Below are 20,900 nucleotides of genomic sequence, written 5' to 3'. Positions count from 1 at the left end.
TCGAATCTCTGTGTCTAAGGATTCGATGTGATTGGATTCAATTCCTGCTATTTTCTTAATTCCGCTTGAAACTTTTGCTCAAGGGCGCTGACGACGCCGGCATGCGCCGCAGTTACTTCCTCATCCGTCAGCGTGCGCTCGTTGTGGCGGTATACGAGCGAAATCGCGACGCTCTTCTTGCCTTCGCCGAGTTTGCTTCCAGTAAACACATCGAATACCTGCACGTTCTGCAGGAGTTCGCCCGCGGCTTCGCGGATCGTCTCAAGCAGGGAACCTGCTTCCACGGTGCTGTCCACCACGACCGCAATATCCCGCTCCGAAGCCGGGAAGCGCGGAAGCTCCTGATAGCGGATATCGAAATCGGCATGATCGTACAGCGGCTGAAGCAGAATTTCGGCGACATACACATCGCCGAGTCCGCGCTCCTGCTGCAGCTCCGGATGCACCTGGCCGAGTGTCCCGATCAGCACCAGCTCTCCGCCGCCATTGGTCAGGTAGACGGACGCCGAACGTCCGGGATGATATCCGGCCGGCTGGTTGGCCACGTACCGGATCGCTCCCTCCAGGCCCAGATCCCCAAACAGCGTCTCCAGGGCACCCTTCAGGTCGAAGAAATCGACCTTTTCCGGCGCATAGTTCCACTGCTTTTGTCCACGATTGCCGCAGAGCAGCAAGGACAGCACGTTCAGCTCCTTCGGCTGAACCGTCAGCGTCTCTTCCTGCGTGAAGAACACGTTGCCCACTTCGAACAGCGCCAGATCGTACTGTTTCCGGTTGGCATTATGCACCGCGATGTCAAGCAGCTGCGGCAGAACGCTCGTGCGCAGCACGCTGCGCTCCTCGCTCATCGGCATCGACAGCTTCACCGGCACGCTTCCTTCCGTCAAGGCAGGGAACAGCGAGGCCAGATCCGGATGGGTGAAGGAGTAGCTGATCACTTCCTGCCATCCTCCGTGGGTGAACAGTCTGCGGATTTCGCGGCGGATCGCCTGCGGCTTCGTATAGCCCCCCGGCGTCGTAGGCCCTTCGATCGCCGTCGTCGGGATATTGTCGTACCCGTAAAGGCGGGCGATTTCCTCGATCAGATCGACGTCGTTCGTAATGTCTCCGCGGCGCGTCGGCACCTGCACTTCCAGAATGCCTTGGGCGGTATCCGCAGCATGGAAATGGAGACGGCCAAAAATCGTCTTCACTTCAAGCATCGACAGCTCGGTTCCGAGGAACCGGTTCAGCTTGTCGAAGGACAAGACGATCACCTTTTCTTCCGCCTGCGCGGCACCTGCTTCGACAATGCCCTTATGAACGGTTCCTGCGCAGTAGCGGGCGATCAGCGACGCGGCCCGGTTCAGCGCAGGAATGACCGCTCCTGGATCCACTTCCTTCTCGAAGCGCTGGCTCGCTTCAGAGCGCAGCCCGAGCTGGCGGGACGTCTTGCGGATGGTGCCTCCGTCGAACTTGGCGGATTCAAGCAAAATGTTAACGGTATCGTTCGTTACTTCGGAATCCAATCCGCCCATAACGCCGGCCAATCCGACCGGCTTCACTTCGTCGGTAATGAGCAGCATGTGCGGCTCCAGCTTGCGCTCCTGGCCGTCCAGCGTCACGAGCGTTTCGCCTTCACGGGCCAGGCGGACGTCTACGGCTCCGCCTGTCAGGCGATCCGCGTCAAATGCGTGCAGCGGCTGCCCGTACTCGAGCATGACATAGTTGGTGATGTCAACGATGTTGTTGATCGGACGGACGCGAGCAGCCATGAGACGGTTTTGCATCCACTGCGGCGACGGCGCGATCTTCACGCCGGTAATATAACGCGCAGCGTAGTGGCTGCAATGCTCGGGCGAGCTGATTTTGACGGAGATATGGCCGCTTGCCGCGTCGGCCACCTCAACCAGCTCTTTTTCGGGATCGGGCAGCTTGACGTCGCGGCCCAGAATGGCCGCCACTTCGTAAGCCGCGCCCCGCATGCTGAGACAGTCGGAACGGTTCGGCGTCAGGTCAAAGTCGAGCACCTTGTCGTCCAGACCGAGCACGGAGGTGATCGGCGTTCCGATCTCCGTGTTCTCCTCCAGGACAAGAATGCCCTCCTGCTGCTCCTTCGGCAGCAGCTTGTCGTTCATGCCCAGCTCTTTGGCGGAGCAGATCATGCCTTGGGAGGCGACGCCGCGCAGCTTGGCTTTTTTGATTTCCAGTCCGCCTGGCAGCAGAGCGCCAACCAGAGCCACAGGCACCTTTTGCCCGGCATCCACGTTTTTCGCACCGCAAACGATCTGCAGGTCTTCGCCCTGCCCCGCGTCCACGATGCATACGTTCAGCTTATCCGCATCGGGATGCTTCTCCTTGCTTTTGACATAGCCGACCACAACCTTCGTAATCCCTTGGTTGCGATGATCGATCTCGTCGATCTCGATGCCCGCGCGCGTAATCAGTTCGGCCAGCTCTTCGGCCGCTACATTTTCCAGTGATACATAATCGGATAACCATTCTGTCGATACTTTCACTTACGTTCCCTTCCTTCTTCCCGTATTCGCTAACCTTTCCGCTTACATGCGGGCAAACTGCTTCAAGAATGCCACATCGCCGCCATAAAAATGACGGATATCGTCAATTCCGTACTTCAGCATCGCAATCCGGTCCGGACCCATGCCGAACGCGAAACCGCTATGCACTTCCGGATCGTAGCCGCCCTTGCGCAGCACTTCCGGATGTACCATGCCGCATCCCAGAATTTCCAGCCATCCCGTATGCTTGCACACCCGGCATCCGCTGCCTCCGCATCTGGCGCAGGTCACATCGACCTCTGCGCTCGGCTCTGTGAACGGGAAGAAGCTTGGACGAAGGCGGATCTGCGTGTTCGGTCCGAACATTTCCCGGACGAATTGCAGCAGCGTGCCCTTCAAATCGCTCATCCGGATGTTTTCGCCGATCACCAGTCCTTCGATTTGATAGAACTGGAACGAGTGCGTCGCATCGTCGTCGTCTCTGCGGTACACTTTGCCCGGGCAGATGATTTTCACCGGCACCTTGCCCTGCATGCTCTCCATCGTCCGGATCTGCACCGGCGACGTCTGCGTTCTCATCAAGAGTTCCTCGGTAATGTAGAACGTATCCTGCATGTCGCGGGCCGGGTGGTTCTTCGGCAGGTTCAACGCTTCAAAGTTGTAATAGTCGGTCTCCACTTCCGGTCCTTCCGCAATGTGGTAGCCCATCCCGATGAAAATTTCCTCGATTTCCTGGATGACCTTGTTGAGCGGATGAGTACCGCCCTGAACCATTTTGCGGCCCGGTAGCGTAACGTCCACCTTCTCCGCCTGCAGGCGCTGCTCGGTTTCGGCCTTTTGGAAAGCCTGCTGCTTGGACTCGATCAATCCTTCGATCGCTCCGCGCACGTCATTGGCCACCTGCCCGATCAGCGGGCGTTCCTCCGCACTCAGCGCCCCCATGCCCCGCAAAATTTCGGTCAGCGCTCCCTTTTTCCCCAGATACTTCACGCGCAAATCGTTCAGCGTCTGTACATCAGCCACGTCATTCAGCTGCGCGATCGCTTCCTGCCGCAATGCTTCCAGCTTTTCTTTCATGAACTTCCTGCCTCCTTCTTGAAATCGCCAATACTGTTTTTGAACAATCCAACGCCCCGCAATGCAGGGCTTTTGCCCCGGGTGACTACTCAGTTACTTGGCGGGGGTCCTCAGAAAAAAATTTCCAAGAAATAAAAAAAGGCCTTTTCTCCCGAAAAAGGGACGAAAAGACCGTGGTACCACCCTTGTTAGACAAGCGAAAAGCCGTTTTGATTCGCACCGCGAACCGTCAGCCTGCTTGATCTCACTCTCACTCGATGTAACGTTCGAGAACCGGTATCCCCTACGCGGAAATCCTGAAGGCGCATGCTATCGCCTGGATTCGTTCAGGGAACTGCTCCGGAGGGAATTTCGGCAGCCTGGTTCTGTAGAGACGCTCTCAATCTCCGGCGTCCCCTCCCTGTAAAGAGGCACTGCTTACTTATCTCCATCAACGCATTTGTCTTAACTTGCGATTGTAAAACTCTTGTTCATGATTATAGAACTTTATTATAGGGAAAAAAACTTCTATTGACAAGTCTGAATCGCCTGCATGCTTACCCGCTTATCCCTTTCTCAGCATGCCCATTTTTCCCAGAACCAGACTTCATGCCCTTGAAACTACAGCTGTTCGAGTTCGCCCCGGAGCCTGCGGATGCTCAAAATCCGTTCCGTAGCCTCCTCGTCGCTTCCGCCTTCCTCATTCAGCAATCGGGTCAGCTCCCATTCCAGCGCCAGCCGCGCGTTTTCCCGGTCGGTATCCTCCTTCAGCGCTCCTTTATGTCTGGCCAGCTGCTCTTCCTCTTCTTGAACCGTGCCCTCAAACAGATGCGGTTCTGCCGAAAGGGAAACGGTCAGCAGCCGGTCCGCAAGCTTGCGGATCAGCATTCGGTCATGGGATACCGCAACCAGAGCACCTGGATAAGCGGATAATGCCTCCTCGATCACTTCCCGCGTGGAGATGTCCAAATAGTTCGTCGGCTCATCCAGCACGAGCAGATTGGCCCCGGAGAAATACAGCTGCACGAAGGCCGCGCGACATTTCTCCCCCATGCTTAAATCCCCGATCCGCTTAAACACATCCTCCCGCTTAAACAGGAAGCAGCCCAGAATCGTCCGCGCATGCGTCTCGGTCATCGATGGGAGGCGGAGCAGGCTGTCCAGCAGCGTCTCCTCTTCGTTCAGCACCTCCAGCTCCTGAGAAAAGTATCCGATCTTCAGGGCAGGATGCTGCCATACCGTTCCCCCGTCTGGCGCAAGCTCGCCCATGATCAGCTTGAGCAGGGTCGATTTGCCCGCCCCGTTCGGCCCCCGGACGGCCAGCCGGTCGCCGCGGGAGAGGATCAGACTGAACTTGTCGAACAGCTTTTTCGGCCCGTAGCCGAAAGACAGTTGCTCAAGCCGCACCAGCACACGGGCGGAGAACCCGCCCTCGCTCAGCTGGAGACTGACCTTCGGTCCGCTTTTCGGTTTTTCCACACTTTCGTTGTCCAGCCGCTCCAGCTCTTTTTGCTTGGCGTGGTACCTGGAGATATTTTTCTTGGCTTTGGCTTTGTAGTAAGGCAGTGCAGCCTTGGTCTCCGTATTTTTGTCCGCCGACTTCTCAGCCTGATGAAACCATTCCTGGTATTTGCGGATCGATTCCTCCAGCGCTTCCCGGGCCTGCTTCTGCTTTTTATAGAGCGACTCCTGCTCCCGCAGCTCGCGGTCCTTTTCCCGCCGATAGTCGGTATAGCCGCCCTTATATTTTTTCAGCCCGGTCTCGGTCAGTTCGCAGACTCCCGTCACCACCCGGTCCAAAAAGGTCCGGTCATGGGAAACGACGATAACGGTGCCTTCGTATCGGCGCAGCCAATCTTCCAGCCAGTCCATGCTCTCCTCGTCGAGATGGTTGGTTGGTTCGTCCAGGAGCAGCACATCCGGCTTTCTGACTAGCAGAGCCGCCAGCCGGACCCTCGTTTTCTGGCCGCCGCTGAGATCGGCAAAAGGAATCTGCCACAGCTCGGGACCGATGTGCAGCATGGTCAAATGCTTCTCCAGCCCTGTCTCCCAATCAAAACCGCCGCTGAGCTCATACTGCTCAAGCCGCTGGCCGTATTCCTCCAGGAGCGAAGAACTGTCTTCGCCCGTCGCCATCGCCTGCTCCAGCTCCTTCAGCCGGCGCTTGATCTGCCACAGCTCGCCGCTTTCGCGCCCCGCCGCATCCAGAGCCGTCAGTTGCATCAAGTCTTCCGACGTCTGCGTCATGTATCCCCACTGCTCCAGCGGGACTCCCCGCTCAACGCTGCCCCGGTCAGGCTCCAGCTGCCCGGTCAGAATCTGCAGCAGCGTCGTCTTCCCCGCGCCGTTGACGCCGAAGAGCGCCAGCCTTTCGCCTTCATAGATTTCCAAGTCGATATTTTCAAAAATGGTTTTCCCTTTGAATTCTTTGGCTATATGTTTCGTTTTTACGATATTCATCATACAAGCATCACCCTTTAAAACATAAATTTGAATTTCCGTCGTTTTCAGAAAAACCGGCAGTTTCAGATCAGCCCCGGGCCCTTATCCATTTCTGGAACTGAAAAAGCCGCAGGCAGCATCGCCTACGGCAGGAAATTCGCATATCGTTGTCTATGTCAAAAAGAGGGTACACCCGTCCGAAACACCGCCCCGAACACGCTGGGCACGACATTTCCTTTCTTATGAACACGTCAAAAACGCACAAAAAAAAGCATTTTCCGTATCCATCGGCGAGGTCTACCAGTCCCTAAAAATAGACATAACGATTCTCTTCCCTGCGGCAGGCGCAGAAACTGCACGGTTTCAACATCAAGTTGGTTTGCAGATTACAGAGAACAGTCATGTTTATCCATCGGCTGCGTGGTTACCTCGTTTTCTTCAGGATGAAATGCTTGCTGCCATTTTAACAAAATAATCGGAAAAAGGAAAGCCCTAACCGTCTCATCAGCAATCATGTACATCTGCAGGTGTACATCCGGCCGAAAAAAATCACCACACGGTTCGATTACGCAGCCGATCTTCCTTGGTATGCTGAACTCATCACGAAAATGAATGAGGTGTTAGCCATGGAACAATACTCAACTTATATTATTATTATCCTGCTTGTCATTTGGCTTACCGCAAGGGAAAGAACCTTCCGCCCTTCCAGCATGTGGATCGTTCCCGTGTTATGGGGGGGAATGACCCTTTCCTCCATCCCCTGGGCATCGGTAGGTCCGATCGAAGTGGTGCTGTTCGTCGTGTTTGCCGCTGCCGGTTTGGCAACGGGTATCATCCGGGGTAAAATGGAAAAAATGCGCATGGGAACGGACGGCCAGGTTACGGTGCAGGGTTCCATTGCCAGCATTGTGCTGTTTCTCGCCGTGCTGATTCTTCGGGTGCTTGCACAGTCCTGGGGGCAGACTCACGCCTTTTATCACATCGCCAATGCGCTGATGTTCATGCCGCTCGGTTCCATCTGCGCACGCCGGTATGTCATTTACCGGAGATATCAGGCAATGATGGGACAACGAGCATAAAGACCTGAAACATCTGACGTCAATGTGCCAGCTAAAGGAGACCAGCTATGGAAACAGGCAAAGATGAGCGAACAATACTGTCTTCCAATCCGGCCAGAAGGGCGCTTCTGAGTTTGTTGATCGTGTATGGCGCGATTCAGAACGGAATGTACGGCGAGCCCCGCGCGTTCGTTCCCGGCGTGCTGCTGACGCTTGCCGCATTATGCCTGCAATGGCGGCCCGGGTGGTTTACCCGCCTGGGACCGGCTCCTGCTTTTGCCGTATGTGCCCTCCTTGGTATCGCTTCACTTGAGGTCATGCTGGGGCTTGGCGGCAGCTTGTATATTCTCGTCTTTATTCTGCTGGGATGGGTGAGTTACCGGCTGCCGATATCGTATTCGGCAGCCTATACCGTTCTAAATATAGCTGCCGCGGCGTTGATCCTGCTTTTTCAGCATCGGCCTTTGGAAGCCGTGATGACCCAATGCCTGATTCTCGCGGCAGTCTATCTTCTATTCCTGGCCGGCAGGCTTCGGAGAACGACCCGATCGATGAAAGAAGAGCATATGCGGGAACTGACGACCGCTCATCAGCAGCTGGAAGCGGCTTACCGCAGCCTGCGCCAAGCCCATGAGGAGCTGGCTGAGACCTCCGAGCAGGCTCTGCGTTACGCGGTGCTGGAGGAGCGCAGCCGGATCGCAGCCGATATCCACGACAGCATCGGGCACGGCCTGACCTCCGTCATCGTGCAGCTGCAGGCTCTGCCGTACATGATCGATGCGGCGCCGGACGAAGCCCGCTCGACGCTCCGGCAGGTCACCGACGTGGCTCGCGGATGCCTTCAGGACGTCAGAACGGTCGTTCACGAAATGGGGCTTTCCCGCCCCGGCGAAGGGCTGCTGGAGCTTAGGAAGCTGGCGGACACCTTCAGCGAGCGAAGCGGGATTCCGGTGGTCTTTACCGCGGATATTCCCGGAAAGATCGCTCCGGAGCAGCTGTACGTCCTCTTCCGCGTCCTTCAGGAGGCGCTGACCAACATGATGCGCCATGCCCAGGCCACCCGGGCTGAGGCGCAGCTTATAGGCCGTGAGGATGGCATCGTCATGACCATCCGGGATAACGGCGTGGCACAAGGTCCAATCCTGCCGGGATTCGGCCTGAACGCCATGCGGGAACGATGCGAAAAAGCAGGCGGACACCTGACGGTCACCACCCTCGTCCCCAATGGCCTTGAGATTACCGCAAGCCTGCCTATTTCCGCAGCGACAACCCAATAACAGAGGGGAATGAATGCAAATATGGACCCAGAACGTATCCGTATTATCATCGCGGATGACCAGCCCCTGATCCGGCACGGCATCGGGTTTATCATTAAAGCGCAGCAGGACATGGAATGGTGCGGGGAGGCGGGCGACGGCCGCGAGGCCGTGAACCTTGCGCACCGGACTCGGCCGCATATCGCCCTCATGGACGTGCAGATGCCAAGCATGGATGGGATCAAGGCGACACGGGAGCTCCGGCGGCAGCTGCCGGAGTGCAAAGTCATCATCCTCACCACCTTCGACCTGGAGGAGTACGTGTACGAAGGCATCCGGGCCGGGGCCGTCGGCTATTTGCTGAAGGATGCGGCGCCGGAGGAGCTGCTCCATTCCATCCGCGCGGCAAGCCGGGGAGAAGCGATTTACCGGACAGGGGCCGCGGCCCGGATGATCTCGGAGGCGCTGCGCCAGTCGGAATCGTTTCAGGAACAGCAGGACGTGCGTCTGTCCCTGCCGGACCCGCTGACCGATCGCGAGCTGGAGGTGCTGCAGGAAATGGCCTACGGTCTGAAAAACGAGGATATCGCCACCAAGCTCCACATCAGCGAAAGCACGGTCAAAACCCACGTTCACCGCGTCCTGCAAAAAATCGGCGCCGAGGACCGCACCCAGGCCGTCGTGCTGGCCATCCGCAACCAATGGGTGCAATAAATGATCTTGACTTGCCGTTACAAAAAAAGCAGGTTCTGCCGGGGGTTCCAGCAAAGCCTGCTTTTTTTGTAATTATTGAAACGTATTTAGCCGCGATACCTCGCCTTTACTCTGCGTCCTCCAAAATCATGACGCCGCGTCCTGGCACCTCGGCCGCCCCGTCCACGGTTACCCCGCTGAGCAGATCCCGGCGCTTGACGTCCCCCATGCGAACCGTCGCGTTCTCCGCGTTATGGTTCAGCACGAACAGGAACGAGCGTCCGTCCTTCACGCGGCGGGCAACCTCTACGCCGGCCGGCAGCTCCGGCACCAGCGGCTGAACGCCTTTCTCGGCGCAAACGGCCCCGAGGAAGCCTTCCATGAAATCGTTGTCCGCGCTGGTCGCCACGTAGTACGCTTTACCTTCGCCAAAGCGGTTCACCGTGAGCGCAGGCATGCCCTTGTAGAAGTCCGAGCCATACTCGGCCAGCACTTCTGCGCCTTCGGCATGAATGAGATCAAACAGCATCTCGCATTTGTAGCTGCCCGCAAGCTTGCCATACGGCTGCTTCATAACGATTTCATTGTACTGTCCGAGCGGCAGCGCGTCGATCTCCTCCGCCCAGATGCCGAGCAGCTTGCGGAGCTCGCCCGGATATCCGCCGAGGGTCACGAGATCGTTCTCGTTCACGATGCCGCTGAAGAACGTCGTTATAAACGTGCCGCCGGCTGCGGTGAACGCCTCCGACTTCTCGGCAAAGCCCGGCTTGATCATGTACATGACCGGCGCGATCACGATATCGTACTTGCTGAAATCGGCTAGGGCGCTGATCATGTCCGCCTCGATGCCCTGCTTGAAGAGTGCGTCGTAAAACTTATGAACTTCGCGCACATAATTCAGTTCAACGGTCGGACCGCTGGAGAGCTCCATGGCCCACCGGTTCTCCCAGTCGTACACGATGCCGACTTTGGCATCCGTCACTGCGTCCAGCAGCGTGTCCCCAAGACGCCCCAGCTCTTCTCCGAGCTGCGCCACCTCGCGGAATACCCGCGTGTTCTCATGCCCGGCATGCTCGATAACCGCGCCGTGGAACTTCTCGCAAGCACCCTCGGAGCGCCGCATTTGGAAGAACAGCACCGTATCCGCGCCGCGGGCAACCGCCTGATAGCTCCACAATCGCATCACACCGGGACGCTTGAGCGAATTGTAGGCCTGCCAGTTCTGCTGGCTCGGCGTCTGTTCCATCAGCATGAACGGCGCCCCGTGCTTCAGGCCGCGCATCAAGTCGTGCGTCATAGCCGTTTCGCTGACCGGCGTCGTCAGGGATGGGTAGTTGTCCCACGAGACGATATCCATATGCTTCGCCCAGTCGAAGTAGTCGAGCAGCGGGAATGTCCCCATCAGGTTGGTCGTGATCGGCACGTCCTTCGAATGCTCGCGGATCGCTTCCGCCTCGATATTGTAGCATTCGAGCAGGCTGTCCGACATGAACCGGCGGTAATCCAGGGAAATGCCCTGGAACGCGCTGACGTTGCCTTCGCCCTCTTCACTCAGTCCGTCCGGAAGCACGATTTCGTCCCAGTCATAGAAGGTATGGCCCCAGAAGCGGGTGTTCCATGCTTCGTTGACGGCATCGAGGCTGCCGTAACGCTTTTGCAGCCAGACGCGGAATTCGGCGGCACAATTGTCGCAGTAGCAGAAACCGCCGTATTCATTGGATACATGCCAGAGCAGCAGCGCCGGATGGTCCTTGTAGCGCTCGGCGAGCTTGCCCGCCATCAAGCGGGAGTATTTGCGGTAAGTCGGGCTGTTCGGGCAGGAGTTATGTCTTCCGCCGAACTTTCTTTTCCGTCCGTAAAAATCGACGCGGGTCACGTCCGGATGCCGTTTGGCCATCCAGGCCGGATGCGCCCCCGTGCTGGTCGCCAGTACGACGCCGACGCCGTCTTTGTGCAGACGGTCCATCGTTTCGTCAAGCCATTCAAAATGGTAGGTATCCTCATCAGGCTGGTTTAACGCCCAGGAGAACACGTTGATCGTCGCCACGTCGATCCCGGCCAGCTTGAACATCCGCTGGTCCTCTTTCCATTCCTCAGGCCCCCACTGTTCAGGGTTATAATCTCCGCCGTACCAAATCTTAGGCAGTTTATCGTTAATCACGTACCCACTTCCTTTCGCTTGTTGATTCGTCGACAGCCGGGAACCTTAACAGCTTCTGGTAACAGCAAAGCTTTCCTTCGGCTTCCGTTTCTGTGCCTATTCATGATGCATTCCCTAGCCACGTGGCGTAATCAAATACGTTACATCTGCTGCCGCAGCAAAGCCTGTGGCCGACAGCACCTGTCCGTCCGGCCCCTGTACCTGGTACAGCGAGCTGTCCGCGATCCGGCAGGTCCCGCCGTGGGTGGAGGTGATCTTAGCTTCCTTAAGCGCTCCGGCGCTCCACTTCATGTCCAGCACAAAGCCGCCTCTCGCCCGCAGTCCCTTGGCTTCCCCTTCGTTCCAGGCTTCCGGCAGGGCCGGCAGCATCCGGATCTCTCCCAGGTGACTTTGCAGCAGCGCTTCCGCGACACCGGCCGCATAACCGAAATTGCCGTCAATCTGGAACGGCGGGTGGTTGCCGAACAAGTTCGGCAGGCTGGAGTCGCTGAGAATGCGTCGGATGGAGCGGTATACGTTCGCAGGCTCCTTAAGCCGCGCATACAGGTTGAGGATCCAGGACGCGCTCCAGCCCGTGTGCCCGCTTCCCGCCTCGATCCGCTTCTCCAACGACAAGGAGGCGGCCCGCAGCAGCTCCGGTGTACTCTCGTTAAGGGTATCTCCAGGATACACTCCGTACAGGTGGGATACATGACGATGCCCCGGCTCGTTCTCGCCGAAATCGCGCTCCCATTCCCGCATCCGTCCGTCCGGCGCAATGCCGGGAAGCGCCAATTGCTCCCGTCTCAATGACAGTTCCTGCCGCAAATCCTCATCGATGCCGAGCAGTCCGGCGGCTTCGATACAGTGTCCGAACAGCTCATCAATGAGCGCCATATCCATCGCCGATCCGGCAGCCGTGCTGCAGGGCTCTCCCGATTCAGTCAGGAAGACGTTCTCCGGTGAAGTCGAGAGTCCCGTCGTCCAGCGGCCGTCGGGAAGCTGGACAAGCCAGTCCAGACAGAACAGGGCAGCACCTTTCATCAGCGGATACGCCACATCCCGCAGATATGCCGCATCCGGGCGGAATGCGTACCGTTCCCACAGATGTCTGGTCAGCCACACGCCGCCCATTGGCCAGAACGCCCACATGGCCCGCCCGTCCGAAGGCGTCGACATCCGCCACAAATCGGTATTGTGATGAGCCGTCCATCCCCTTGCCCCGTAATGGATGGCGGCAGTCCGGCTGCCGGTGACGCTCAACTCCCGGATCAGGTCGAAGAGCGGTTCATGGCATTCTCCGAGACCGCAGACTTCGGCCGGCCAATAGTTCATTTCGGCATTGATGTTCGTCGTATAGTTGCTGTTCCAAGGCGGCTGCTTGTGCGGGTTCCAAATGCCCTGCAGGTTCAGCGCCTGCGTGCCCGGGCGCGAACCGGCAATCATCAAATAGCGTCCGTAATGGAACAGCAGCGTTTCGAGGGCCAAATCCGTTTTGCCCTGGCGATACAGCAGCAGCCGCTCGTCCGTCGGCATTGCCGCTTCAGCCTCCTGCTGGTTTCGAATTTGGCCCACCTGCAGGTCCACCCGGTCAAACAGTTCGCGGTAGTCTTCCGTGTGCCGCTGTCTTAAATCCGGGTAATCGCGGTCCGCTGCGTTTACATGTTCCCGGCACAAGCTCACCGGATCGATTCCGGACGCGCCGGGAATGGTGTCAAAGCCTGCGAAATCGGTCGCCGCAGCCAGCACAAAGGTGACCGTGCTCGCTTTTCCGATCCGAATCCGCCCTTCTTCCGCCCTCAATTCACCGTCGGTCCGCACCGACAGCACGGCCGCAAACCGGAGTCCCAGTCCTTCTTCGTAGAGAACCGATTGGGGATGATCCCCCAAATAATTGTCCGCGACATGCGACGGGGCTTGTCCCGTCAGGACCAAGGACGCCGGCTCCGCGCTCACTTCGCTGATATGCGGAGAGGTCAGCCACGCCGACAGATCCGGCAGTTCCAGCTTCCCGGCCGGATTCCCGCTGCCTGCCGGTTCCGCCCGAAAATGGACGGCGATGACCTCATCCGGCCGGCTGGCAAAGGCTTCGCGGACGACGCGCACCCCGCCGGTTTGAAAAGAAACCGACGTTACCGCTTGGTCCAAGTCCAGCTCCCTTTCGTAATCGGCAACGTGATCCAGACGGCCAAAAGCAAAATGCAAATCGCCAAGCGGCTGGTAGGATTCCGTGCGTCGTCCCAGCATCCCGGCTTCGATCAGCGCCTCCGCTTCGGCATACCGGCCCTCGGCGACAAGCGCCTTGGCCGGCTCCACATACCGCAGGGCGTTATAATTGACGGTGTCCCGCGGAAATCCGGACCACAGCGTGTCCTCGTTCAGTTGAATCTTGTCTTCTTCCGCTCCGCCGAACACCATACCTCCCAGCCGCCCGTTTCCGATCGGCAGCGCTTCCTCCCACACGGAGGCCGGCTTCCGATACCACAGCCGTTTATTGGCGGCGCGCTTGCTGCTTTGATCCACGCATATCTCTCCCCTTTGCCCGTGATGAACGGTTGTTTCGTCCTGTACCTTGCCGGACCGGCGACCGAGGCGTAATTTCATTCAGGCTTCCTCAAGAAATTACGGGAAGCCCGTCGTAATGGATCGGACTTCCCGCCATATTTGCTTTTCAGCATTGTGAATGATGCAAATCGAAATGTTAACGGCAGCACGCCAAGTAGGCAAGGTACTGGTCATATATCCTTATTCTAACTGTTCTGAAAGCGATTGCAGTACCCCGAAAATTCGATAAAAAATCATGTCTAAATTAGACATGAAGCGAGGACCCCCGCATCACATCCGGGAGGGAGGTTTCGTCTTCCTAGTTCCGGTAAGAAACCAGCTTGCGGTTCAGCTCACGTGTTTGGCTGTATACTTCCTGATACAGGCTGAACAAGCCGCTGTACAATTCGGCCCGCTCCGCGTTTGGCGCGTAAGTTTTGGCCGGGCGGATAAACGCCTTCGCGCAGTCCGTTAGCGACGGGAACCAGCCGCAGCCGTATGCAGCCAGCATCGCCGCTCCCATAGCCGGGCCCTGCTCGCTTTCAAGCTTGATAATCGTCGCGTTGAAAATATCCGCCTGCATCTGCAGCCACGTTTCGTTTCGGGCACCGCCGCCAATGGCCACGACCTCACGGATTTCTTTGCCGGATTCGCGAACAATATCGATCGATTCCCGCAGTGAGAACGTAATACCCTCAAGCACCGCTCTGGCAAAATGGGAAAGCGTATGGCCGGAGTCCATGCCGATAAAGCTTCCGCGGATATCCGCGTCCGGATGCGGGGTTCTTTCCCCGGAAATGTACGGCGTAAACAGCAGGCCGCTGCTGCCCGCAGGAATGGAACCGATGCCATCAAGCAGCTCATCAAAGCTCTTTTCCTTGGCAAAAGTATCCTTAAACCAGGTCAGGCTGTGACCGGCGGCAAGCGTAACGCCCATGACATAGTAGGCGTCTTTTTCGCTGTGATTAAAGAAATGAAGCTTTCCGTCGACGTCCAGATCCTTGCGGCTTTCAAAAGAAAGGACGACGCCCGATGTGCCGATGCTGCACATCGTTTGCCCTTCCTGCAGAATGCCCGCACCGATGGCTCCGCAAGCATTGTCCGCTCCGCCCGCAAAAACCTTGGTCGACGGCAGCAGGCCGGACGCCTCGGCGATGTCAGGCAGCAGCGTGCCCGTTTGATCAAATGATTCGACGAGAGGCGGGCATAGTGATAGCGGCAGATCAAATGCCGCGGCGATGTCCTCGCTCCACGTTTTTCCCGAGACATCCAGCAGCAGCGTGCCCGCGGCGTCGGAGTAATCCATCGCATATTCACCGGTGAGCCGGTATCTCACGTAATCCTTCGGCAGCAGGAACAGGCTGGCTTGGGACAGGATGTCCGGTTCATGCTCCTGCACCCACAAAATTTTAGGCAGCGTGAAGCCTTCAAGGGCGCGGTTTTTGGCAATACCGAGGAGCTTCGACTCCAGCGTGCTCTCGATCTTGCGGCACTGCGCCGTCGTGCGCGTGTCGTTCCACAGAATGGCCGGACGGAGCACCTTACCCTCCGAATCCACCAGCACAAGACCGTGCATTTGGCCGGAGAAGCTGAGACCTTCCACCTGCTGCGGGTCGGCACCCGACTTTTCCATCAGCCTGCGAAGACTGACGAGCGTTTTCTCCACCCAATCTTCCGGGTTCTGCTCGCTCCAGCCCGGCTCGGGTCTGCTCAGCGGGTAAGCCTCAGAGTGCTCGTGCACGACTTCTCCCTGAGGATTTACCAGCACCGTCTTGACGGCGCTTGTTCCCAAATCAACACCGATAACGTATTTCATACTTTTCCTCCTGTATGGATCGAATGGACTTATATCTAAAGAAAGGTTGCCCGAAGAAGCTTTCTTCAGGCAACCTTCGTTGCATTTCAAAGAGATTTCATGTCCGGCCTTGTAAATGGCCGTGCCTGCCGAAGTTGCTATTACTCAGCCAGGATGTATTGGTTCAGCTTCGCTTTCAGCAGTTCTTGGCGGCTGGACTCGTTGCGGCGCGGATTTTCATTGTTCAGCGCATATTCGGCCAGGGAAGCCAGAGTCGCTTTACCGGATACGACATCTGCACCGATGCCTTCCTTGAAGCTGGCGTAGCGATTGTCGATGAAATCGTCGAACACGCGGTCTTCGATCAGCTTAGCGGCTACTTTCAAGCCTTTCGCGTAAGTATCCATACCTGCGATATGGGCGAGGAACAGATCTTCCGGCTCAAACGACTGACGGCGTACTTTCGCGTCGAAGTTGATGCCGCCTTTGCCAAGACCGTCGTTCTTCAGCACTTCATACAGCGTAAGCGTGGAATCGTAAATGTTCAGCGGGAACTCGTCGGTATCCCATCCGAGCAGCATGTCGCCTTGGTTGGCGTCCAGGGATCCAAGCATGCCGTTGATGCGCGCCACGCGCAGCTCGTGCTCGAACGTATGTCCGGCCAACGTGGCATGGTTGGCTTCGAGGTTCAGCTTGAAGTGCTTGTCGAGATCGTACTTTTGCAGGAATGAAATCGTCGTCGCCGCATCAAAGTCATACTGGTGCTTCGTCGGCTCCTTCGGTTTTGGTTCGATCAGGAACTGGGCGTCAAAGCCGATTTCCTTCGCATAATCCACGGCCATATGGAACAGGCGGGCCATGTTGTCCATTTCAAGCTTGAGGTCCGTATTCAGCAGGGTTTCATATCCTTCGCGTCCGCCCCAGAATACGTAGTTTTCCGCACCGAGCTGTTTGCCGACTTCGAGGCCTTTTTTGACTTGGGCTGCTGCATGGGCATATACGTCCGCGTTGCAAGTCGACCCGGCACCGTGCATGTAGCGTGGGTTTGTGAACATGTTGGCCGTGTTCCATAGCAGCTTCTTGCCGGAGGATTTCATGCCTTGGCTGATCAAATCGACGATGGTGTCGATGTTGCTGTAGAACTCGCGCAGGCTGCTTCCTTCCGGTGCGATGTCGATATCGTGGAAGCAGAAGAACTGCAGGTTCATTTTGTCCAAAAATTCAAAAGCGGCTTCAACGCGGGCTTTGGCCTTGTCCATACCGTCGTATTTGTCCCAACTGCGAACAGCTGTCTCTGCGCCGAACGGATCGGAACCGCCAGCTGTCAACGTATGCCAGTAGGCCATCGCGAAGCGGAGATGCTCCTCCATCGTTTTGCCTGCTACTACTTCTTGCGGGTTATAAAATTTGAAAGCGTACGGATTGGTGGAACGGCTTCCTTCATAAGCGATCTTCCCAACGTTCTCAAAGTATGCCATGTATAATCCTCCTCAAAATTTGCTTGTCGCAAACGTTTACAGGAACATAGTAACACATCGAATTGACTTTGTATATTGGTTAAACAAAGTTTTTTTGAAAAGGTGATTTCGGGTTGCTTTTTGTCGCGGTTGGCTCTAGACTAATTGATTATGTGCAAATGGGATTACTCGAAGGATGTGCGATATTCATGAAAGTCACCGGCGACCAGGCTCTGGTCAAAAAAATAAACCGCTCGCTTGTGCTTCACACGATCCGCAAGCATTCCTCCACCCTCTCCAGAGCCCGGGTATCGGAAATGACCGGCCTCAACAAGGCCACCGTCTCCAATTTGGTGGCCGAGCTGTGCGATCAGCAGCTGGTCACCGAAGTCGGGCCGGGCAAGTCCAGCGGCGGGCGCAAGCCGCTGCTGCTGCATTTTAACGCAATGGCCGGCACTGTCATCGGCATCGAGCTGCGGGTGAAGCAGCTGACTGCCGTGCTGTGCGACCTGGGAGGCAACGTACTGGAGGAGCGGGATCATGCGCTTGCGCGTCACGATCTGCCCTATGTGCTTGAAGCGATGAAGAGGGTCATCTCCAGTCTTATGGAGACAGCCCCGGAAACTCCATACGGCATCGTCGGGATCGGGGTTGGCGTGCCCGGCATGGTGGATGAAAACGGGGTCGTCCTGTTTGCGCCCAACCTCGGTTGGGAAATGGTCCATCTGCAGCAGCTGCTGGAGGAAGCCTTTTCGGTGCCTGTCACGATTGATAACGAGGCTAACGCCGGCGCGCAGGGCGAGCTCAACTTCGGCGCAGCAAAGGATGTGCGCCATCTGCTGTACATCAGTGCAGGTTCGGGTATCGGATCGGGCATTATCATCGGCGGGGAGTTGTATAAGGGAGCGCGGGGTTACGCCGGGGAGACCGGCCATATGTGCATTGAGGCCGACGGAAGGCCCTGCACCTGCGGAAGCCGGGGCTGCTGGGAGCTCTACGCTTCGGAGAAAACGTACGACACGGCCGGCGTTGCCCTGCCAGCCCACAATACGCCCGAGCTGGTGCGCCTGGCTTCCGAGGGAAATGAGGCTGCCCGGGAACAATTCGCCCAGATGGGCAAATATTTGGGCATCGGTGTAACCAACCTCATCAACAGCTTCAATCCCGAGCTCATCGTGATTGGCGGGGCGCTGTCCGAAGCCCGGGATTGGCTGTCCGGACCGATGCAGGCGGTCGTCGCGGAGCGGACGCTGCCCTACCATAAGCAGCAGCTCGAGATTACCTTCTCCCGGCTGGGCAGCCGCGGAACGATGATCGGCGCGGGCTTCGCCGCCGTCATGCACTTTCTCGGCCACGCGCGTGTCACATTGTAGCCGGAGCTATAAAAAAGGCCGGAGATCCATGGATCTCCGGCCCTTTTCATCTATGGAGCGGGTGATGGAAGCCGGCACGGACGGTCGCACCCACGCGCGTGGGTTCTCTCCCCACATCCGCTCCAAAACAAAAAAAACGCCATCGGCGTTGTTTGTTTTAACTAATATGGAGCGGGTGATGGGAATCGAACCCACGCTATCAGCTTGGAAGGCTGAAGTTCTACCATTGAACTACACCCGCATATCACCTGCAAAAGCAAAGCCGCCAAGGCGAATCTCGTACTTTCTCAGGGTGAATGCCTAGTATCGGGATGACACGATTTGAACATGCGACCCCCTGGTCCCAAACCAGGTGCTCTACCAAGCTGAGCTACATCCCGTTGCATTCAAGATATATCATCTTGTGAAGACAAGAAATAATATATCACGGATGCCGCGGGATTGCAATACTTTTTTAATTCAGCAGAAAGGTCCGCTCAAAGTCTTCCGGCGAAATCGGCTTGCTGAAATAGTAGCCTTGACCCTCATGGCAGCGCTGTTCCTTCAAGAAAAGAAGCTGCTCCTCATTCTCTACTCCCTCGGCCGTCACCTTGAGCTGCAGATGATGAGCCATCGACGCGATCGTGGAGACGATCGCCGCATCGTTATGGTCGCTCATCACTTCGTGAACGAAGGAACGGTCGATTTTCAGGCGGTCGATCGGCATGTTTTTCAAATAATGCAGCGAGCTGTAGCCTGTGCCAAAGTCGTCGATACTGATGAACACGCCCAGCTGCTTCAAACGCCGGAGTTGTTCAAACGCCGTCTCCTTGTCGAACGTCATGCTTTCCGTAATTTCCAGCTCGACGTACTTCGGGTCCAGGCCGATTTCATTCAGGATGGATCCGATGCGTTCCGCCAACTGAGGCTGAAGAAACTGACGCATGGATAAGTTGATCGAGACGCAGATCGGCTTATATCCGGCCTGCTGCCATTTTTTATTTTGCAAGCACGCTGTACGAAGAACCCACTCGCCTAAAGGAACAATCAAACCGCTCTCCTCAGCCAGCGGAATGAATTCGGCCGGCGAGACGAATCCCCGTTTGGGATGCCGCCAGCGCAGCAGCGCCTCCATACCGACGATTTCGTTGCTTTCCAGATGAACGAGCGGCTGATACTCCAAATAAAACTCTTCCCGCTCGATCCCTTTGCGAAGGTCATTCTCCAGGCGGAGCCGTTCTTTCGCTTTCAACTGCATGGATGGGACAAAGTGACGAACGTCGACTCCGTAGTCTTTGGCATGGTGAACGGCGGTGTCCGCGTGCTGAATCAGCTCCTCGGCCGTATCTCCGTCTTGCGGAAAGACCGCCATCCCTGCGCAGAGCGTGATATGATAATCGTTTTCCTCGATGACGACAGGCTTTTCAAAAAGCTTCAGCAAGTAGCGGATCCGCTCCATCCCCTCTTCGACGCCGGCAAGCGCAGGAAGAATGATGGCGAACTCATCGGAGCCCATGCTGAATACTTCCTCTCTGGACTCGGTATTCCGTTTGAGGCGGTCGCCGACAAGCTGCAGAATCCGGTCCCCTGCCTGATGCCCCAGGGAGTCATTAATATTTTTGAAGCGGTTGACGTTAAAAACGACGACCCCGGTCATTTCATGCCCGGCATTCTTGATGATGCTGGAGATACGCTGGGTCAACCGGCGTTTGTTTGGAAGTCCAGTCAAATCATCGTGGAACGCCAAATAGTTCATCCGCGCCTCCACCCGCTGCTGTTCCCGGAAAGGATCCTCGATCGTCAGGCGGTAGACCCCCTTGAGCATCAGATAATAAGCCACACCGCCGGATAGGGTGCCTAGCAAGTAATTCCACTGATATGTATGATCCGCTGTCATCATCAGCCCCTGTCCAAGAGCGGAGTAGATCAGCGCCCGGATAATAATGAGCAGCGACGGTGCCCGGTCCTTTCTGCCACGGTACATGATCGACCCGATTCCAATCAGACAGACGGCAATAATCACCAGGTCCAAATATTTCTTCAGCCAATTAATGCTGCCGTGGTTCATCAGCAAAGGAAGCTTCTGATGCCACAGGAAAAAGGCAATCACACCCAATACGATCACGACCGATGTGATCAAAAATACGAGGCGTTTATGGGTAATCGACACCATCGTGTCTTTCAGATTATAAATCGACAGAAGCCCGAGGGCGCACGCTCCCTTAGAAATGATAAGCAGCCACATGGCATCGTCCTGATTCAAGGCATAGCCAAATAGAGGAATTCCGAGCAAGCTGGCCGTCTGCAAAAAGTCAAACACAGCCAGACATAAAAACAGCGCAGCCGTATACAGCCTGTGCCGCGATAGTTTGTGCGAGAATAACAGCCATCCTTGGGCGAATACGGCAAAGCTGACAGCTACACTGCTCCACCCGGCAAGCACATAAATCGTCTTGAACCAGCCGGCGCCATCATTACTGTATAAAAATGCAGAATGAACGATCTGAACCGCAATAAAAAACAAGATCCCCACCAAGGCCGTCCTGATCGTTCGTCTTTTCTCTACTCTTGTATGCATGCAGTCCTCTGACCCCCGGGTTTTTTCTGAA

12 protein-coding genes and 2 tRNA genes are annotated in these 20,900 nt (G+C 56.7%); 4 read left to right on the top strand and 10 right to left on the bottom strand.

Going from position 1 to position 20,900, the window contains the following annotated elements; genetic code table 11:
* Positions 1–47: 47 nt before the first annotated feature.
* The 3 genes from pheT to abc-f all read right to left on the bottom strand — a co-directional run bounded on the left by pheT (position 48) and on the right by abc-f (position 6,017).
* Positions 48–2,498 (bottom strand): phenylalanine--tRNA ligase subunit beta, encoded by a 2,451-nt coding sequence (gene pheT / locus CJP46_RS10590; RefSeq protein ID WP_094595568.1) that lies wholly within the window; start codon positions 2,496–2,498, stop codon positions 48–50.
* A gap of 42 nt (positions 2,499–2,540) precedes the next feature.
* A complete protein-coding gene (pheS, locus tag CJP46_RS10585) occupies positions 2,541–3,575 on the bottom strand; it encodes a phenylalanine--tRNA ligase subunit alpha (protein ID WP_094595567.1) in 1,035 nt (344 codons plus the stop codon).
* Positions 3,576–4,175: 600 nt separating this feature from the next.
* The gene (gene abc-f, locus CJP46_RS10580; protein WP_094595566.1) at positions 4,176–6,017 is read right to left on the bottom strand and encodes a ribosomal protection-like ABC-F family protein; all 1,842 of its coding nucleotides are present in this window, start codon (positions 6,015–6,017) and stop codon (positions 4,176–4,178) included.
* A gap of 605 nt (positions 6,018–6,622) precedes the next feature.
* Here abc-f and CJP46_RS10575 point away from each other — a divergent pair.
* The 3 genes from CJP46_RS10575 to CJP46_RS10565 are packed head-to-tail and all read left to right on the top strand — an operon-like array spanning position 6,623 to position 9,024.
* Positions 6,623–7,075 (top strand): CcdC protein domain-containing protein, encoded by a 453-nt coding sequence (locus CJP46_RS10575; RefSeq protein WP_179281122.1) that lies wholly within the window; start codon positions 6,623–6,625, stop codon positions 7,073–7,075.
* Between the two features lie 47 nt (positions 7,076–7,122).
* Positions 7,123–8,331 (top strand): sensor histidine kinase, encoded by a 1,209-nt coding sequence (locus CJP46_RS10570; RefSeq protein ID WP_094595564.1) that lies wholly within the window; start codon positions 7,123–7,125, stop codon positions 8,329–8,331.
* Between the two features lie 21 nt (positions 8,332–8,352).
* Positions 8,353–9,024, top strand: coding sequence for a response regulator (locus tag CJP46_RS10565; RefSeq protein WP_094595563.1), 672 nt, complete (start codon positions 8,353–8,355; stop codon positions 9,022–9,024).
* Between the two features lie 106 nt (positions 9,025–9,130).
* Here CJP46_RS10565 and CJP46_RS10560 read toward each other — a convergent pair whose 3' ends face one another.
* From CJP46_RS10560 to xylA, 4 genes are all read right to left on the bottom strand, one after another.
* On the bottom strand, positions 9,131–11,164 hold the full coding sequence (locus CJP46_RS10560; protein ID WP_094595562.1) for a beta-galactosidase: 2,034 nt from the start codon (positions 11,162–11,164) through the stop codon (positions 9,131–9,133).
* Between the two features lie 114 nt (positions 11,165–11,278).
* Positions 11,279–13,666 carry a glycoside hydrolase family 95 protein gene (locus CJP46_RS10555; protein ID WP_256992292.1) on the bottom strand — a complete coding sequence of 796 codons (2,388 nt, stop codon included), beginning with the start codon at positions 13,664–13,666 and terminating at the stop codon, positions 11,279–11,281.
* A gap of 340 nt (positions 13,667–14,006) precedes the next feature.
* The gene (gene xylB / locus CJP46_RS10550) at positions 14,007–15,503 is read right to left on the bottom strand and encodes a xylulokinase (RefSeq protein WP_094595560.1); all 1,497 of its coding nucleotides are present in this window, start codon (positions 15,501–15,503) and stop codon (positions 14,007–14,009) included.
* 140 nt (positions 15,504–15,643) lie between these two features.
* Positions 15,644–16,960: a xylose isomerase gene (gene xylA / locus CJP46_RS10545; protein ID WP_094595559.1), complete on the bottom strand. Its 1,317-nt coding sequence runs from the start codon at positions 16,958–16,960 to the stop codon at positions 15,644–15,646.
* 188 nt (positions 16,961–17,148) lie between these two features.
* On the opposite strand from xylA, the gene CJP46_RS10540 reads away from it, so the two are divergent.
* On the top strand, positions 17,149–18,312 hold the full coding sequence (locus tag CJP46_RS10540; RefSeq protein WP_094595558.1) for an ROK family protein: 1,164 nt from the start codon (positions 17,149–17,151) through the stop codon (positions 18,310–18,312).
* A 167-nt stretch (positions 18,313–18,479) separates the two neighbouring features.
* On the opposite strand, the gene CJP46_RS10535 is transcribed toward CJP46_RS10540, so the two are convergent.
* The 3 genes from CJP46_RS10535 to CJP46_RS10525 form a co-directional block, all read right to left on the bottom strand.
* Positions 18,480–18,553: transfer RNA gene (locus CJP46_RS10535), tRNA-Gly, on the bottom strand.
* Positions 18,554–18,618: 65 nt separating this feature from the next.
* Positions 18,619–18,692: transfer RNA gene (locus CJP46_RS10530), tRNA-Pro, on the bottom strand.
* 74 nt (positions 18,693–18,766) lie between these two features.
* A complete protein-coding gene (locus CJP46_RS10525) occupies positions 18,767–20,869 on the bottom strand; it encodes a putative bifunctional diguanylate cyclase/phosphodiesterase (protein WP_094595557.1) in 2,103 nt (700 codons plus the stop codon).
* Positions 20,870–20,900 lie beyond the last annotated feature (31 nt).

The sequence above is a fragment of the Paenibacillus sp. XY044 genome, assembly GCF_002257645.1.
GTDB lineage: Bacteria > Bacillota > Bacilli > Paenibacillales > Paenibacillaceae > Paenibacillus_AQ.
The sequence above is the reverse complement of the archived record's forward strand: the minus strand, read 5'-3'. Positions and strand labels throughout refer to the sequence as shown.

Excerpts from the sequence above, each read along its gene's own strand:
- CJP46_RS10540 (WP_094595558.1), top strand. The coding sequence starts at position 17,149 with ATGAAAGTCACCGGCGACCAGGCTCTGGTCAAAAAAATAAACCGCTCG.
- abc-f (WP_094595566.1), bottom strand. The coding sequence starts at position 6,017 with ATGATGAATATCGTAAAAACGAAACATATAGCCAAAGAATTCAAAGGG.
- xylA (WP_094595559.1), bottom strand. The coding sequence starts at position 16,960 with ATGGCATACTTTGAGAACGTTGGGAAGATCGCTTATGAAGGAAGCCGT.
- pheS (WP_094595567.1), bottom strand. The coding sequence starts at position 3,575 with ATGAAAGAAAAGCTGGAAGCATTGCGGCAGGAAGCGATCGCGCAGCTG.
- CJP46_RS10565 (WP_094595563.1), top strand. The coding sequence starts at position 8,353 with ATGGACCCAGAACGTATCCGTATTATCATCGCGGATGACCAGCCCCTG.
- CJP46_RS10525 (WP_094595557.1), bottom strand. The coding sequence starts at position 20,869 with ATGCATACAAGAGTAGAGAAAAGACGAACGATCAGGACGGCCTTGGTG.
- xylB (WP_094595560.1), bottom strand. The coding sequence starts at position 15,503 with ATGAAATACGTTATCGGTGTTGATTTGGGAACAAGCGCCGTCAAGACG.
- CJP46_RS10570 (WP_094595564.1), top strand. The coding sequence starts at position 7,123 with ATGGAAACAGGCAAAGATGAGCGAACAATACTGTCTTCCAATCCGGCC.
- CJP46_RS10575 (WP_179281122.1), top strand. The coding sequence starts at position 6,623 with ATGGAACAATACTCAACTTATATTATTATTATCCTGCTTGTCATTTGG.